The organism is Streptomyces sp. CNH189, from assembly GCF_000527195.1.
In genome coordinates this window covers 148,364-164,809 of record NZ_AZUS01000022.1, presented here as the reverse complement: position 1 = coordinate 164,809, position 16,446 = coordinate 148,364, and the positions used below count along the sequence as shown (strand labels likewise).

Annotated in this window: 9 protein-coding genes and 1 pseudogene; 1 reads left to right on the top strand and 9 read right to left on the bottom strand. The window is 72.5% G+C overall.

The annotated features are described in order from the left end of the window. From B100_RS0127145 to B100_RS0127125, 5 genes and pseudogenes are all read right to left on the bottom strand, one after another. Positions 1-481: sugar phosphate nucleotidyltransferase (locus B100_RS0127145; protein ID WP_024887551.1), on the bottom strand; the 481-nt coding region annotated here is incomplete at its 3' end. Positions 482-560: 79 nt separating this feature from the next. Beyond that, positions 561-4,763, bottom strand: coding sequence for an Rne/Rng family ribonuclease (locus B100_RS0127140; protein WP_024887550.1), 4,203 nt, complete (start codon positions 4,761-4,763; stop codon positions 561-563). Between the two features lie 261 nt (positions 4,764-5,024). Further along, the gene (locus B100_RS0127135; RefSeq protein ID WP_024887549.1) at positions 5,025-5,801 is read right to left on the bottom strand and encodes a TIGR03936 family radical SAM-associated protein; all 777 of its coding nucleotides are present in this window, start codon (positions 5,799-5,801) and stop codon (positions 5,025-5,027) included. A gap of 386 nt (positions 5,802-6,187) precedes the next feature. Continuing rightward, positions 6,188-6,842: pseudogene (locus tag B100_RS34315) on the bottom strand (MHYT domain-containing protein); the annotation flags it as partial. Positions 6,843-6,937: 95 nt separating this feature from the next. Continuing rightward, positions 6,938-7,984, bottom strand: coding sequence for a hypothetical protein (locus tag B100_RS0127125; RefSeq protein WP_024887548.1), 1,047 nt, complete (start codon positions 7,982-7,984; stop codon positions 6,938-6,940). 264 nt (positions 7,985-8,248) lie between these two features. Here B100_RS0127125 and B100_RS0127120 point away from each other — a divergent pair, with 264 nt between their 5' ends. After that, a complete protein-coding gene (locus B100_RS0127120) occupies positions 8,249-9,067 on the top strand; it encodes a DUF2637 domain-containing protein (protein WP_024887547.1) in 819 nt (272 codons plus the stop codon). 88 nt (positions 9,068-9,155) lie between these two features. Here the strand turns inward: B100_RS0127120 and B100_RS0127115 are convergent, their stop codons facing one another. From B100_RS0127115 to mrdA, 4 genes are all read right to left on the bottom strand, one after another. Then, entirely contained in the window at positions 9,156-11,120 is a 1,965-nt protein-coding gene (locus B100_RS0127115; RefSeq protein ID WP_024887546.1) for a TIGR03960 family B12-binding radical SAM protein, read from the bottom strand. A 104-nt stretch (positions 11,121-11,224) separates the two neighbouring features. Continuing rightward, entirely contained in the window at positions 11,225-12,808 is a 1,584-nt protein-coding gene (locus B100_RS0127110; RefSeq protein ID WP_024887545.1) for a CYTH and CHAD domain-containing protein, read from the bottom strand. 101 nt (positions 12,809-12,909) lie between these two features. Further along, positions 12,910-14,112 carry a rod shape-determining protein RodA gene (rodA, locus tag B100_RS0127105; protein ID WP_024887544.1) on the bottom strand — a complete coding sequence of 401 codons (1,203 nt, stop codon included), beginning with the start codon at positions 14,110-14,112 and terminating at the stop codon, positions 12,910-12,912. Then, on the bottom strand, positions 14,109-16,439 hold the full coding sequence (mrdA, locus tag B100_RS0127100; protein WP_024887543.1) for a penicillin-binding protein 2: 2,331 nt from the start codon (positions 16,437-16,439) through the stop codon (positions 14,109-14,111). The genes rodA and mrdA overlap by 4 nt, the downstream gene beginning before the upstream one ends. Positions 16,440-16,446: the final 7 nt, after the last annotated feature.

Genomic DNA, 16,446 nt, shown 5'->3' with positions numbered 1-16,446 from the left:
TCCCCTTCCCGGGGTCGACGACGACCTTCATCTCCTCGTCGGCGAGCTTCTTCACCGTGTCCAGCGCCAGGATGATCTTCTTGCCGTCACCCCGCGCGTCCAGCAGCGTCCGCTCCACCGACACCGGGTGCACCGTGTCACCGTTGGCCAGGATCACGCCGTCCTTCAGGGCGTCCCGCGCACACCACAGCGAGTAGGCGTTGTTCCACTCCTCCGCCTTGTCGTTGTCGATGAGCGTCAGCTTCAGCCCGTACTTCGCCTCCAGCGCCGCCTGCCGCTCGTACACGGCCTCCTTGCGGTAACCGACGACGACACCCACCTCGGTCAGCCCGATCTCCGCGAAGTTCCCCAGCGTGAGGTCGAGCACGGTCACGGCGTCCGGGTCGCCCTCCGCGCCCACCGGCACCAGGGCCTTGGGCAGGGTGTCGGTGTACGGGCGCAGACGCCGGCCGGCGCCGGCCGCGAGCACGAGGCCTATCATCGCGGTTCTTCTCCTAACGGAACACAAACGTGTGGTCCCGCCCCCCGCAGGGGACGGGACCACACAGGGTAGACGCCGGTCAGCTCTCGTCGGCCGACGCGGTGACCGAGGACGGTGCCTGCTGCTCGGCGGCCGCCGTCTTCTTGGCCGTGGCCTTCTTCGCCGTCGACTTCTTGGCGGCGGTCTTCTTCGCCGTCGTCGTCTTCTTGGCGGCGGTCTTCTTGGCCGTGGTCGCCTTCTTGGTGGCGGCCTTCTTCGCCGTGGCCTTCTTGGCCGCCTTGCGGGCGGTCTTCTTGGCCGGAGCGGCCTCCTCGGTGCCCTCCACGGCCTCGGCCGCGTCGGCGGTCTCGGCGGCGGGCTCCTCGGCAACGGTCTCCGCGGGCGCCGGCTCCTCCGCCGGGGCGGCCGGCAGGACCACGACGGCCGTGTCCTCGGACGCGGTCGACGTGCTCGCCTTGCGCACCGCGCGCCGGCGCGGACGGGCCGGTGCCGACGCCTCGGGCGCGGGCTCCGCCGGGGCGGCCTCGGCCGGGGTCTCCTCGGCCTTCGGTGCCTCTTCCGTCTTCACGGGCTCGGTGACGGTCACCACCGCGGCCTCCGCTCCCGCCGGGGAACCGGCCGGTGCGGACACCTTGCGGGTGGCCCGGCGCCGGGTACGGCCCCGCGGGGCGGCCTCCTCGGTGGTGGGCGGCACCACGGCGTCCTCGGCGGCGGCCGGCTCGGCCAGCGCCTCGGCGGCCGACTCCGGCTGCACGGGCCGCGCGGCCTCCTCGGCGGCCGTGACGTCCTGCGCCGTCGGGGCCGCGGTCTCCTCGGCCGCCGGCGCCTCGTCCGCCCGTACGGGCTCCTCGGCCTGCTTGCGGCCGGACCTGCCGGACTCGCGCTGCGGGGCGCCCGCGGGGGACGACACCCTGCGGCTCGCCCGGCGGCGCGAACGGCCGCGGCCGGCCGCGGCCTCCGCCTCGGCGGCGCTGCTGTACAGCTCCTCGTCCGGGGTGAACTCGGGGGCGGGCAGCGCGAGCGGCTCGGCCGTCTCGGCGGCGACCTCGCTCTCCGTCTCCGCCTCCTGCTCCGCCGTCTCGACGGACGCGGCGCCCTCGTGCTCGTGCGGCTGCTCCGCCGCACCCGCGCGGGCCCGCTTGCGGCGCTTGCCGCCGCCGGAGGAGGACGGCTGGTCGAGGTGGACGATGACACCGCGCCCGTTGCAGTGGACGCAGGTCTCGGAGAACGACTCCAGCAGGCCCTGGCCGACCCGCTTGCGGGTCATCTGGACCAGGCCCAGCGAGGTCACCTCGGCGACCTGGTGCTTCGTCCGGTCCCGGCCCAGGCACTCCAGCAGGCGGCGCAGCACCAGGTCCCGGTTGGACTCCAGCACCATGTCGATGAAGTCGATGACGATGATGCCGCCGAGGTCGCGCAGCCGCAGCTGGCGCACGATCTCCTCGGCCGCCTCCAGGTTGTTCCTGGTGACCGTCTCCTCGAGGTTGCCGCCCTGACCGGTGAACTTGCCGGTGTTGACGTCGATGACGACCATCGCCTCGGTCCGGTCGATCACCAGCGAACCGCCGCTGGGCAGCCAGACCTTGCGGTCCAGCGCCTTGGCGAGCTGCTCGTCGATCCGGTACGTGGCGAAGACGTCGACCTCGCTGGTCCACCGCTGCAGGCGGCCGGCCAGGTCGGGCGCGACGTGGGAGACGTAGCCGTGGATGGTCTCCCAGGCCTCGTCACCGCTGACGATGACCTTGGAGAAGTCCTCGTTGAAGATGTCCCGGACGACACGGACGGTCATGTCCGGCTCGCCGTACAGCAGCGTCGGCGCGGTGCCGCCGCCGTTCTTGGACCTCTTCTTGATCTCCTCCCACTGCCCCTGAAGCCGCTCGACGTCCCGGCGCAGTTCCTCCTCGCTCGCGCCCTCGGCGGCGGTGCGCACGATGACGCCCGCGTCCTCGGGGACGATCTTCTTGAGGATGGTCTTCAGCCGGGACCGCTCGGTGTCGGGCAGCTTGCGGCTGATGCCGGTCATCGAACCCTCGGGGACGTACACGAGGTAGCGGCCCGGGAGGGAGACCTGGCTGGTGAGGCGGGCGCCCTTGTGGCCGATCGGGTCCTTGGTGACCTGCACCAGGACCGGCTGGCCGGACTTCAGGGCGGCCTCGATGCGGCGCGGCCCGCCGGACATGCCGAGCGCGTCGAAGTTGACCTCACCGGCGTAGAGCACGGCGTTGCGGCCCTTGCCGATGTCGATGAAGGCGGCCTCCATCGACGGCAGCACGTTCTGCACCTTGCCGAGGTAGACGTTGCCGACGTACGAGGTGGCCTGCTCCTTGTTGACGTAGTGCTCGACGAGCACCCCGTCCTCCAGGACGCCGATCTGCGTGCGGTCGCCGTGCTGGCGGACCACCATGACGCGCTCGACGGCCTCGCGGCGGGCCAGGAACTCGGCCTCGGTGATGATCGGCACCCGCCGGCGGCCCTGCTCGCGGCCCTCGCGGCGGCGCTGCTTCTTGGCCTCCAGACGCGTGGAGCCCTTGATGGACTGCACCTCGTCGGACGGCTCGGCCTTCGGCCGGGGCTCGCGGACCTTGACGACGGTGCGCTCGGGGTCGTCGGAGGACGGCTCGGCGTCCCCGCCGCTGTCACCGGCGCGGCGACGGCGGCGGCGACGGCGCCGGCTGCTGCTGGAGCCGCCGTTGTCGTCGCGCTCCTCGCGCTCCTCGGCGTCCTCCTCGGTCTGCTCGGCGGTGTCCTCGGCGTCCTGGGCGGCCTGCTCGGCGGCGGCGCGCCCGGTGTCGGCGGAGTCGCCGTCCTGGGACTCGTCGGCGTCGGCGTCGGCGGAGTCACCGCGCCGGCGGCGGCGGCCACCGCGGCGACGGCGGCGGCGCGAACCGGAGGACTCGCCGTCCTCGTGGTCGTCGCCTTCGTCGGTGTCCTGGTCGTCGGCCTGCTCGTCGGTGTCCTCGGCGTCGGCCTCGGGCGCGGTCTCGGTGGCCCGGGCGGCCGGTGCGGCGGCCTCGGGCTCCTCGGCGGCACCCCGGCGGCGGCGCCGGCGGCGGGCGGCGGTGGGCTGCTCCTCCGGGAGCTCCTCCGTCTCCGCCTCCTCCTCCGGCTCCTCGGGCTCGGCGGTACCGGCGGCCGCTTCGGCGGCGGCCCGCTCGGGGGTCTGGAAGCGAGGCTCGGTGAAGACCGGGGGCTGGAACACGGCGACGGCGGGGCGCGCCGGGCGGCGCGGGGCGTCCTCGTCGTCCTCGTCCTCGGCGCCGCGGGCGGGGCGCGCGGGCTCGGCGAAGCCGGCGGCGGCCTTGCGGACGACGCGACGGCGGCGGCGCGGGGCGGCCTCGTCGGCGGGAGCCTCCGTGGCGTCGGCGGCGGGCGCCTCGGCGGCGGTGTCGTCCTTCTTGTCGTTCCGGGTCACCGGGGCCTCCTCGGCGGTCGGGGCGGCCTGCTCGGTCTCTTCCTCGTCGCTCCGCTCGGCGGCGGCCGGCGCGGGAGCACCGGCGGGCGCGGACGCGCGCCGCGAGGCACGACGACGGGTACGGCGCGGAGCGGCGTCCTCCGTGGCGTCGGCGGCGGGCTCGGGGGCGGCCTCGGCGGCCGGGGAGGTCTCCTCGGCGGCGGGCTCGGCGGTCGCTGTCCCGTCGGTCGCGGTCTCGGCGGCCGGGGAGGTCACGGTGCGCGTGGCGCGGCGCCGGGTACGGCGCGGAGCGGCGTCCTCCGTGGCGTCGGCGACCGGCTCGGACGCCGGGGCGGCGGACTCGGCCACGGCCGGGGTGGCGGGCTCGGCGGCTGCCGGGGTTCCGGAGGTGTCGGCGGTCGTCGCCGCCTCCGCCTTCGTGGGCGAGGTCACGGTGCGTGTGGCGCGGCGCCGGGTACGGCGCGGAGCGGCGTCCTCGGTGGCGTCGGCGACCGGCTCGGACGCAGGGACGGCGGACTCGGCCGCGGCCGGTACAACGGTCTCGGCGGCCTCCGCCGACGCGGGTGCACCGGCGGGCGCGGCCGCACGACGGACGGCGCGGCGGCGACGGGGCGCGGGGGCCGCGCCCTCCTCCGTACCGGTCCGGTCGTCGGCGGGCTCGGTCGCCCCCGTGACCTCGGCGGACGCGGTAGCCGCAGCCGGCTCGGCGGCCGGTATGGCCGGCGCGACGGTCTCGGCCGTCGTCTCCGCGTTCGCGGCGGGCGGTCCCGCCGGACGGGACGCGGCACGCCGCCGCCGGCGGGGCGGCAGGGTGTCGCTGGGGGTGTTGTTCGGTTCGGAACCCTCGGTGGGCTCGGTCGGTTCGAGCATGCGGGCGTTTCTCCCGTCAGGCTCCCGGGCGCCGCGCCTGGTCCGGCGATGCCGGTGACGTCCGCGGCCCGCGCGATGCGCGGTGGCCGCCGTCCGGGGCGCGGGCGCCGCTCGGAAGCTCTCTGTGTCCTGTCTCGCCGGTTCCGTACGCCGAATGCGCACGGCCTGGCGAAAGTCTTCTGGTCGGTGCGCTGCCCGACCCAGGTGGCTCCCGAGTTCGAGGGCGGCGCTTTCGACGTCCGTCCCTACGCGGGACCTTCCTTACGCCGGCGCCGTCGCGGTGGCAGTCGCGGCGGCCGGTTGCGGCTCGGTCGCTGCTGCCTCGCGGTCGGGCGCGAGCGGGTCGGTCACCGTGCCGGTCTCTTCATCGAACAGCCCCTGCGCCAGCCTGGTCACCGCTGCGGCGACCGGCGGCGCCAGGTCGGCCACGGCGCGAAGACCGGACAGGACGTCGTCGGGTCGTACGGCAGGCGTCACGTGCCGAACAACCAGCCGCAGTATCGCACAGGGCCGGTCGGTCGGCCTATCAGCCGGCGAGGAGTCCGCCTCGGCGGTTTCCAGCGTCACGACCGCGGAGCGGGCGTCGAAGGTACGGATGCCGTTCTTGGTGCGGCGCTGGACCTCCACGGCCTCGGCCGTCTCGAAGGCGTCCACCGCGCGGCGGGCGTCCTCGGGGGCGACCCCGTCGAGCCGCAGCTCCCACACGGAGGCGGTGAGCCGGTCGGCGAGCCCGGAGGTGCGGGCCTCCACGGCCTCGACGATGTCCAGCCCGGCGGGCATCGACTCGTCGAGCAGGGCCCTCAGCCGCTCGGGGTCCCGCGGCTCGGTGAGCGCGATCTCCAGGTACTCGGCCTCGCTGCCCGTGCCGGTGGGTGCGGCATTGGCGTACGACACCTTCGGGTGCGGCGTGAAACCGGCCGAGTACGCCATCGGCACCTCGGCACGGCGCAACGCGCGCTCGAAGGCACGCTGGAAGTCACGGTGGCTGGTGAACCGGAGGCGGCCGCGCTTGGTGTAGCGCAGTCGGATGCGCTGCACCGCGGGTGCGGGCGGCGGGCCTTCGGGCTGTCGCTTGCCCAGTGGATCTTCTCCTTGTCGCAAGGGGGGCGCGGGGACGCGCCTCCCTTCCAGGATACGGCCGTACGACGACGGCCCCGGCTGTCCCGGTCGGGCACCAGGGCCGTGGTCCCTTTCAGAGTACGTGCAAGCAGGGACGCCGGTTCCCCGGTGGTCCGTCCTCGTCACGCCGCCGTGCGGCGGCGCTCACCAGCCGGCGGGACGGTCTTCCCGCCCACCGGTACCCCACGGAGCGCTCTGCATTCCGTCCAGGTGCGGGGCGTGCGGGTCGGCGGGCGCGTCGAAGGAGGCGTACGCCCCCGGCGCCACCGGCCCGTGCGGCGTGTGCGGCGCGTGCGGGGCGTGCGGCGCGTGGCCGGGTCCGTCGGCGGGGAACGCGGGCACGGGGGTGGCCGCGTTCCGGGCCGCCGGGGCGTCGCGCCGGCCGCCGGGGGCGCCACGGCGGACTCGTCGCCCGCGATCAGCAGCGGGTCGAACATGACGACCGCCGTGGCGAACAGGAGGAAGACGGGGGGGGCCGAGCAGCATCGGCAGCATGGCCGACAGCAGGCGCGCGCCGGTGCCGCCGCCCTCGCCGTGGAGGTGGACGCTCATGGACGCCATGCCGATGTGGTGCGTGCCCGCGACGCCGAGGCCGGTGATGATCCCGGCAGTGAGGAGGGTCGCCCGTCCGGTGCCGCGGTGGCCGACGATGAAGACGCCGACGGCCACGACGGCGATGGCGACGGCGACGGCGAGGCTGAGCAGCGTGAGCGGGATGTCGTGGCGGATGGACGTCTCGTTCACGGAGAAGCCCGGCATGGCGATGAAGTGCATGGTCCAGATGCCGCAGCCGACGGAGGCGGCGCCGAGGGCGAGCCAGCCGGGCTTCCACGTCTGGCCGCCGCCGCGCAGCGACCGGATGGTGCAGCGCAGGCCGAGGGCGCCGCCCAGGCAGGCGACGAGACAGGCCGCGACGGTGGTGACCGGGCCGTAGCTGAATCCGTCCACCGTGCCTTGCATGTGCCGTGTGCCTCTCGCGTGTGCAGCTTTCGTGAAGGCGACATCTGCATGGAGAAGGCACGTAAGAACAAGCGCAGGTGAGACGAAAAGGCCGGTCAGCGCTTGGTCAACAAAAAACGGTCATCACGGTCGCCTGACGTGGCAGCAGTTTCCTCGGCCCTCTGAACACCTTGCGTGCCAGGCGTTGTGCGATCACCGAGGAGCGCCCGCCGCACGTCCGACCGCACCTGACGCACGGTCACACCGACCGAACGCAGGGTTTGCCGCGTGACGCGTCCCACACTCCGCGCGGCCTCCGCGACGGGCCGCAGCACCGCGGCACGCACCACGTGTCCCACCGGGGTGAGCACGCTCCGGTACAGCCACCGCGCCGGTTCCACGACCGTCCACCGCAAGAGGGCGGCCAGAGCCCGGCCGACGGCGAGCGAGACGTACCCGGCGATCCGCCAGGCGTGCCCGAGCGCGGCACCGACCTCCCGCGCGACGACCCCGAGCACCCGCCCGACCGGGACGAGCACCCACCGCCACACGGCCAGCGCCGGCAGCACCACCAGGACCCGGGCGGTCCAGTACAGGGCACTGCCGATCCCGGTGACGAGCAGCGCACCCAGCGACGCCAGCCCCCTGCCGCACCACAGCAGCGCGTGCCCGACCGGCGTCAGCACCCACCGGTACAGCCACACCGACGGCGCCACGACGAGCCGGCGGCCCAGCCACAGCAGGGCGCCCCCTACGGCGGCGGCGCACACGGCGAACCCGTGCCCCACCGGTGCCAGCACGCGCGCGTGGAACCACACCACCGCATGACCGAGGGGCGTCAGCACCCACCGGTACAGCGCCACGGCCGGGACGACGAGCAGCACCGTCCCCAGCCACCGCAGCACCACCCCCAAGGGCAGGAGCACGTACCGCCACAGCCCCACGAACGGCCACACGAACACCGCCCGCCCCACCCACAGCGCGGCGCGGCCCACCGGCCGGAACACCGTGTCACCGAGGAACCGCCCGGCGACGACCAGGGCGTCCCACACCATCCGCACCGGCACGACCAGCACGAGCACCACGATCCGCACCGGGAGGCGGATCGCGACAACGAGACACCCCTCACCGCCCGCCGGCTCCGGCGCCTTCTCGAGATCCATACCGGCATAGACGCAGCGCACTCCCCCGCGGATGCACACAGCCCGCGACCGAGCCCCTCATATGCTGAACGCCAGGAGAAAAAAAGAAATTCGGAGCCTTTGACAAAACCATTGTCACCCCGGCCGTTCACTCATTCGCCGCGCATCCAAGTGAAACAGCCACCGTTAGTCGCTGTATGAAGGCAAGCAGGTCAGATCCGCTCCAACCGCACTTCACACACAAGCTGTTGAGTGCTCCAGCCGGCCCGATGAATCAATTCTGACATGAATGATGAACGCTACGACCCGCTCTGGTACAACGCCGACACCCACGATCCGTTCAACGAATCGGGAACCGGGCGGCACCGGGCCGGAGCCGTCTACGCGGAACCCGTGGAACCCACCGTTCCCCCCTGGGACCCGGCCGAGGAACTCGCCTACCTGCTCCAGGAGGCCCGCGGCGAGGAGTACGCCCCCACGGTCCCGCCTCCGCGCGAGGAGTACGCGCCCACCGTCCCGCCCCCGCGCGAGGAGACCTCGGTCACCGCGCCCCCGGCCGGCAGCCCCATGGGCAACCTGCAGGAGATCACGGCCGAACTGCCACCCCTGCGCCGAACCCCCCGCGCCCACCGCAAGCCCCCACGCCCCCGCCCCGACGCCCTGCGCGTGGCCAGCTACACCATCGCCGCCCTGGCCGCGGTCACCGTGTCGATGGTGAGCGTCTTCAGCGGCGTGGTCACCTACGAACCCCTGCTGCTCGTCACCACGGCACACAGCAGCGGCGACTCGTCGTCCTGGTGGCCCATCCTGGTCTACGGCCCCTGGCTGGCCGGCTCGCTCTCCATCCTCCGCGCCGCCCTGCACCAACGACGCGCCCTGCACTCCTGGTTCGTCGTCCTGCTCTTCTCCTCCGTCGCGGTCCTGCTGTGCGTGGCCCAGGCCCCCCGCACCATCACCGACACGGCGGCCGCGGCCCTCCCCGGAGTCGCCGCCCTGGCCTGCTTCCAGCAACTCGTCCGCCAGATCACCCTCACCCGCCCGCCTCGCCGCACGGTCAGCCCCCGCCACCGGGTCCGCCCCTACGGCGGCCGGCAGGTCCCGTAACGCCCCACCCCACGACATCGGAGCAGCGGCCCCCCGCCGAAGAGGCCGCTGCTCCGTTTCGTGTTCCGCCCGTCAGCCCGGGCCGGGCTCAGTGCGCGTGACCGCTCGGTACCGGACCCGCGTTCTTGACCGTCAGGGGCAGCAGCTTCTTGCCCGTGGGGCCGATTTGAATGCTCGTGTCCATCTGAGGACACACGCCACAATCGAAGCACGGGGTCCAGCGGCAGTCCTCGACCTCGGTCTCGTCGAGGGCGTCCTGCCAGTCCTCCCAGAGCCAGTCCTTGTCCAGACCGGAGTCGAGGTGGTCCCAGGGAAGGACCTCCTCGTAGGTGCGCTCGCGGGTGGTGTACCAGTCGACGTCCACGCCGAACTCGGGAAGCGCCTTGTCCGCGCACGCCATCCAGCGGTCGTAGGAGAAGTGCTCGCGCCAGCCGTCGAAGCGGCCGCCGTCCTCGTAGACCGCGCGGATGACCGAGCCGATGCGGCGGTCGCCCCGGGAGAGCAGGCCCTCGACGATGCCGGGCTTGCCGTCGTGGTAGCGGAAGCCGATGGAACGGCCGTACTTCTTGTCGCCCCGGATCTTGTCGCGCAGCTTGGCCAGGCGCTCGTCGGTCCCCTCGGCGGAGAGCTGCGGGGCCCACTGGAACGGGGTGTGCGGCTTGGGCACGAAACCGCCGATGGAGACGGTGCAGCGGATGTCGTTGGAGCCGGACACCTCGCGGCCCTTGGCGATCACCCGGGTGGCCATGTCGGCGATCTGCAGGACGTCGTCGTCGGTCTCGGTGGGCAGGCCGCACATGAAGTACAGCTTCACCTGGCGCCAGCCGTTGCCGTAGGCCGTCGCGACGGTCCTGATCAGGTCCTCCTCCGAGACCATCTTGTTGATGACCTTGCGGATGCGCTCGGAGCCGCCCTCGGGGGCGAAGGTGAGGCCCGAACGGCGGCCGTTGCGGGTCAGCTCGTTCGCCAGGTCGATGTTGAAGGCGTCGACCCGGGTGGAGGGCAGGGAGAGGCCGATCTTGTCTTCCTCGTAGCGGTCGGCGAGGCCCTGGGCGATGTCGCCGATCTCCGAGTGGTCGGCGGAGGACAGGGAGAGCAGGCCGACCTCTTCGAAGCCGGTCGCCTTCAGTCCCTTCTCGACCATGTCGCCGATGCCGGTGATGGAGCGCTCGCGGACCGGACGGGTGATCATGCCGGCCTGGCAGAAGCGGCAGCCGCGGGTGCAGCCGCGGAAGATCTCCACGGACATGCGCTCGTGCACCGTCTCGGCGAGCGGGACGAGGGGCTGCTTGGGGTAGGGCCACTCGTCGAGGTCCATGACCGTGTGCTTGGACACGCGCCACGGCACGCCGGAGCGGTTCGGCACGACGCGGGCGATACGGCCGTCGGGGAGGTACTCGACGTCGTAGAAGCCGGGGACGTACACGCCGCCGGTCTTCGCCAGGCGCAGGAGGAGTTCCTCGCGGCCGCCGGGGCGGCCCTCCTCCTTCCAGGCGCGGATGATCCGCGTGACCTCCAGGACCGCCTGCTCACCGTCGCCGATGATCGCGCAGTCGATGAAGTCGGCGATCGGCTCCGGGTTGAAGGCCGCGTGGCCGCCGGCGATGACGATCGGGTCGTCGAGGCCGCGGTCCTTCGCCTCCAGCGGGATGCCGGCCAGGTCCAGGGCGGCGAGCATGTTCGTGTAGCCGAGCTCCGTGGAGAAGCTCAGGCCGAACACGTCGAAGGCCTTGACCGGGCGGTGGCTGTCGACGGTGAACTGCGGCACACGGTGCTCGCGCATCAGCGCCTCGAGGTCCGGCCAGACGCTGTAGGTGCGCTCGGCCAGGACGCCGTCCTGTTCGTTGAGGACCTCGTAGAGGATCATGACGCCCTGGTTGGGCAGTCCGACCTCGTACGCGTCCGGGTACATGAGCGCCCAGCGGACGTCGCAGGATTCCCAGTCCTTGACCGTGGAGTTGAGCTCTCCGCCGACGTACTGGATCGGCTTCTGCACATGCGGGAGCAGAGCTTCGAGCTGCGGGAACACAGACTCGGCGGCTTCGGCAGGCATCGCGAACCTTCGTGTGGTGACTGCGGTCCCCCCGGCCGGACGAACGGCTCAGGGGCGGGTGACCATCCAGCCTAACCCGCCCGGAGGGGTCCCCCGTACGGCGCTCAGAACGCGAACTCCCGGCTGATCGAGCTCCACGCCTCCGGGAGGGCGGCCTCGGCGGCCTGCGCGCGGTGTTCCTCGCGGGCGTGGAGCACGCCGTACGTGAAGTCGCTCTCCCCCGCCGCGTGGGCCACGGCGGCGAGTTCGCGCAGGGTGCGGCGGGCCATGACGCTGTCCTGGTGGTCGCCGAGCAGGCTCTGCAGCGCCTTCATGTCCCGGACCGCCTCCTCGGCGGGCGCGCCGAGTGCGGGGGCGGCGGCCTCGGCGGCGTACCGGGTGCGCTTGGTCTTCTTGCGCGCCTCGTGCAGCGCGGTGTCGCGCTCCGGGCCGGGCGGGAGTTCCTGGGCGTGGGTGACGAGTCCGGCGAGCTTGTCGAAGTCCTTGTGCACGGCCTTGGCGAGCACTTTACGCGGCTTGGCCCCGGCCTTTTTGCGCAGGGGCGGGTCGGCGAGCAGGGCGTCCAGGGTGTCGAGGAGGGTGAGGTAACGGCGGGAGTCGAGGATGGCGACGACCTCGTGGTGGGCTCCCTTGTGGCGGGCGGCGGACCAGGTGGCGAGGCGGTCGGCGACGGGGCCGGTGACCTGGGGCGAGGGCAGGGCGCCGAGGGCGTCGGTGAGGCGTTCGGCGAGGACCTCCTGGTCGCGGTCCAGGCCGAGCTCGGCGGCCAGCCACTTGAGGTCGTCGGCGACCGGGTCGGTCGCCGTCCGGTCGAGGACGCTGCGGAAGGTGCGGAAGGTGCTGCGCAGGCGTCGGGTGGCGACCCGCATGCGGTGCACGGAGTCGGGGACGTCCTGCCGTACGGCGGGGTCGAGTTCGACGAGGGCGTCGCGCTGGGCGCGGACGTAGGCGAGGACATGGTCGCCGGCGGTGACGGGGGTGCCGTCCGGGCGGGGGCGGTGCTTGTGCCGGGGCGCGGCCTCGGGGGCGGTGGCGGGGGGTGTGCCGGCGGTGTCCGGGGTGGTGCCGGCCGTGCGGGCCGCACCGGCGTCCGGCGCGGTCTCGGCGAGGGCGCGGGCCAGTTTGGAGGCCGACGCGGAGGGCCGTACGCCCGCCTTGCGGAGCCGCTTCTCGACCTTGTCGAGGAAGGCGGGGTCGCCGTCGTCGGCGAGCTCGACCTCGATCTCGGTCCACCGGGCGGTGCCGCCCGCGCCGGTGAGGCGTTCGGCGTGCACGGTGTCGATGCTCACCTCGGCGAGCATCCGGCCGTCGGCGTCGAGGAGGTGACGGACGTCGCGGTCGGAGCGCAGCCGGACCACGGGAAGCAGGTGCCGGTCGCGGACGCGGGAGCGGACCAGGGCGGCGAGTTCGTCCGGGAGGGTGTCGGAGAGTGGGGCGCGGATCTCGTCGCGCACCCCGGGGGCGACGGGGAACTTCAGGTGCCACCCGGCGTCGGAGCCTCCGGTGCGGCGGCGCAGGGTGACGGCGGACGCGGCGAGGCGTTCGTCGGCGGTGTCGTGGTAGGTGGCGTCGAGGTGGGTGACGCCTCGCTCCCGCACGGACGCGACACCGGGGACGCGGGTCAGGTCGGGCAGCCCGGTGTCGTCGGACTCGTACTTTCGCTCGATCTCGCGCTTGGTGTCCGCCATGTCCCGAATGTAGTCGTCGTGGGTGCGGAGCGGCAGTGGGCCGCTCCGCACCGGTGACGTGCGGGGCCTGGTGGGCCTGGTGGGCCGGGTGGGGCCGGGGGTCAGGCGGACATGGGTCGTTGGACCCGGAGCGACTGCAGCAGGCCCACCGCCAGCCAGACCGCGAACATCGAGGATCCGCCGTAGGACACGAACGGCAGGGGCAGACCGGTGACCGGCATGATGCCCAGGGTCATGCCGATGTTCTCGAAGCTCTGGAACGCGAACCAGGCGACGATGCCGGCGGCGACGATGGTGCCGTACAGGTCGGTGGTGTCGCGGGCGATGCGGCAGGCGCGCCAGAGGATGATGCCGAGCAGGCCGATGATCAGTGCGCCGCCGACGAAGCCGAGTTCCTCGCCGGCGACGGTGAAGACGAAGTCGGTCTGCTGTTCGGGGACGAACTGGCCGGTGGTCTGCGAGCCGTGGAAGAGGCCGGAGCCGGACAGTCCGCCGGAGCCGATGGCGATGCGTGCCTGGTTGGTGTTGTAGCCGACGCCTGCCGGGTCGAGCTCGGGGTTGGCGAAGGCGGCGAAGCGGTTGATCTGGTACTCGTCGAGGATTCCGAGCTGCCAGACGGCGATCGCGCCGGCCGCGCCCGTGCCGAGCAGGCCGAAGATCCACCGGTTGGAGGCTCCGGAGGCGAGCAGCACGCCGAGCACGATGATGACCATGACCATGACCGACCCGAGGTCGGGCATGAGCATCACGATCAGCATGGGGACGACGGCGAGGCCGAGGGCCTGGAGCACCGTACGGTGGTCGGGGTACGGCTTGTCCCCCGCGTCGACCCGGGCCGCGAGCAGCATGGCCATGCCCAGAATGATCGTGATCTTGACGAACTCGGAGGGCTGCAGGGAGAAGCCGCCGGGCAGCTGGATCCAGCTGTGCGCGCCGTTGATCGTGGAGCCCAGCGGGGTGAGCACGAGCAGGATCAGGAACACCGAGGCGCCGTACAGCAGGGGCACGGCCGTGCGCAGGCCGCGGTGGCCGAGCCAGACGGCGCCGATCATCAGGGCGATGCCGATGCCGGTGTTCAGCCAGTGCCGGACCAGGAAGTAGTACGGGTCGCCCTGGTTGAGCTCGGTGCGGTTGCGGGTGGCCGAGTACACCAGCAGCGAGCCCAGCAGGGACAGGGCGAGCGCCGAGAGCAGTATCGGCCAGTCCAGCCTGCGGGCCAGGGAGTCTCGGGCGAACACCCGCGTCCAGCCGGCCCGCTCGGGTCCGTACCCGGAGACCTGGAAGCTGTTGACGCCGCCGGTCATGACGTCGTCCTCTCCGGGTGGGCGGCGCGCGGCCGGTGGGCGCGGCCGCGTGGCCGACCGCCGCCGCGGCCCGGTCCCGGGTTGTGGCGTCGTCTGCGGCGGGTGTCGCGGTTGGTGTTCTCGGGCGAGGGGGCGGTGCCGGTCTGCTGCGGGTCGGCCGGGTCGTCCTGCTGCGGGGTGCCGGCCTCGGCGTCGGGCGACGGCGTGGCCCGCTGGTCCTTGGCGAAGTCCTTGGAGACCTTCGGCGAGGTGATGGTGCCGTCCGTGCGGACCTTGGGCAGGGTCTTCTGCGGCGTGGGCAGCAGCGCCTTCTTGTTGTCGATCTCGCCGTCCTCGGACACGCCGTAGAGGGCGTTGTAGATGTTGCGCACGGCGGGGCCCGAGGCGCCGGAGCCGGTACCACCCTGGGAGATCGTCATCACGATCGAGTAGTCCTTGGTGTAGGTGGCGAACCACGAGGTGGTCTGCTTGCCGTACACCTCGGCCGTACCGGTCTTGGCGTGCATCGGGATCTTGTCCTGTGGCCAGCCCCCGAACCGCCACGCGGCCGTACCGCGGGTGGCGACTCCCTCGAGGGCTTCGTCTATCTGCTTGAGCGTCTTCTTCGACGTCGGCAGCTTGCCGTGGGCCTGGGGCTTGATCTCCTTGACCGTCCGGCCGTCGGGGCTGATGACGGCCTTGCCGACGGTGGGGTTGTAGAGGGTGCCGCCGTTGGAGATGGCCGCGTAGATGGTGGCCATCTGGATGGGCGTGACCATGGTGTCGCCCTGGCCGATGGAGTAGTTCACCGAGTCACCGGCGCGCAGCCGGTTGCCTTCGAGGCAGTTCTCGTAGGCGATCTGCTCGGCGTAGCTGCCGCCCTTCTTGCCGTACTTGCACCAGGCGTCCTTGTTGGCCTTCCAGTAGTCGGCCTTCCACTGACGGTCGGGGACGCGGCCGGTGACCTCGTTGGGCAGGTCGATGCCGGTCTCCTCGCCGAGGCCGAACTGGTGGGCGGTCTTGTAGAACCAGTCGTTGGCGTTCTTCTTGGGCTTGTTGCCGCCGTCGCGCTTCCACTCCTCGTGGGAGAGGGCGTAGAAGACGGTGTCGCAGGAGACCTCGAGGGCCCGGCCGAGGCTGATCGGGCCGTGGTTCTGCGACTCGAAGTTCTTGAAGACCTGGCCGCCGATGGAGTAGGCGCTGGAGCAGTTGTAGGGGCCCTCGAAGGAGTAGCCGGCCTTGATGGCGGCGGCCGTCGGGATCACCTTGAAGATGGAGCCGGGCGCGGACAGACCCTGGATGGCGCGGTTCAGCAGCGGGTAGTTGGACTTCTTGCCGGTGAGCTGGGCGTAGTCCTTCGCGGAGATGCCGCCGACCCAGGAGTTGGGGTCGTAGTTCGGGTTGGAGGCCATGGCGACGACGCGGCCGGTCCTGGCCTCCATGACGACGACGGCCCCGGAGTCGGCCTCGTAGTTGCGGCCGGTGTTGCGGTCGTGCTGCTTGCGGGCTTCCTTCATCGCCTCGTTGAGCTCGAACTCGGCGATGCGCTGCACGCGGGAGTCGATGCTGGTGACGAGGTTGGCGCCGGGCTCGGCGGGGTCGGCCTGGGCCTCGCCGAGGACGCGGCCGAGCTTGTCGACCTCGTAGCGGGTGACGCCGGCCTTGCCGCGCAGCTGCTGGTCGTACTGCCGCTCCAGGCCGGAGCGGCCGACCATGTCGGAGCGCAGGTAGGGCGAGTCGGTGTCCTGGGCCTGCTGGATCTCCTCGTCGGTGACCGGCGAGAGGTAGCCGAGGACCTGGGCGGTGTTGGCCTTGCCGGGGCTCGGGTAGCGGCGCAGGGCCTGCGGCTCGGCGGTGATGCCGGGGAAGTCCTCGGCGCGTTCGCGGATCTGCAGCGCCTGCTTCGGGGTGGCCTCGTCGGTGATGGGGATGGGCTGGTACGGCGAGCCGTTCCAGCAGGGCTGGGGGGTCTCGGCGTTGCACAGCCGGACCTTCATCATGACGTCCGCGGGCTTCATGCCGAGGACGCCCGCGAGCTTGGTGAGGACCGCCTTGCCGTCGTCCTCCATCTTCATGAGGTCGGTGCGGGAGGCGGAGACGACGAGCCGCGTCTCGTTGTCCGCGAGGGCCACGCCACGGGCGTCCAGGATCGAGCCGCGCACGGCGGGCTGGACGACCTGCTGGACGTGGTTGCCGGAGGCCTCCTTGGCGTACTGGTCGCCCTCGCGGATCTGGAGATACCACAGGCGCCCGCCGAGGGTGCCGAGCAGGGAGATGACGAGGACCTGGATGACGACGAGCCGGATCTGGACGCGTGTGCTGCGGCCGGTCTCGGGGATGTTGGTCACGCTGCTT

What these genes read in the sequence shown, in the direction of transcription:
- B100_RS0127140 (WP_024887550.1), bottom strand. Translation starts at nt 4,763, where the DNA reads ATGCTCGAACCGACCGAGCCCACCGAGGGTTCCGAACCGAACAACACC.
- B100_RS0127125 (WP_024887548.1), bottom strand. Translation starts at nt 7,984, where the DNA reads ATGGATCTCGAGAAGGCGCCGGAGCCGGCGGGCGGTGAGGGGTGTCTC.
- B100_RS0127120 (WP_024887547.1), top strand. Translation starts at nt 8,249, where the DNA reads ATGAATGATGAACGCTACGACCCGCTCTGGTACAACGCCGACACCCAC.
- B100_RS0127115 (WP_024887546.1), bottom strand. Translation starts at nt 11,120, where the DNA reads ATGCCTGCCGAAGCCGCCGAGTCTGTGTTCCCGCAGCTCGAAGCTCTG.
- B100_RS0127110 (WP_024887545.1), bottom strand. Translation starts at nt 12,808, where the DNA reads ATGGCGGACACCAAGCGCGAGATCGAGCGAAAGTACGAGTCCGACGAC.
- rodA (WP_024887544.1), bottom strand. Translation starts at nt 14,112, where the DNA reads ATGACCGGCGGCGTCAACAGCTTCCAGGTCTCCGGGTACGGACCCGAG.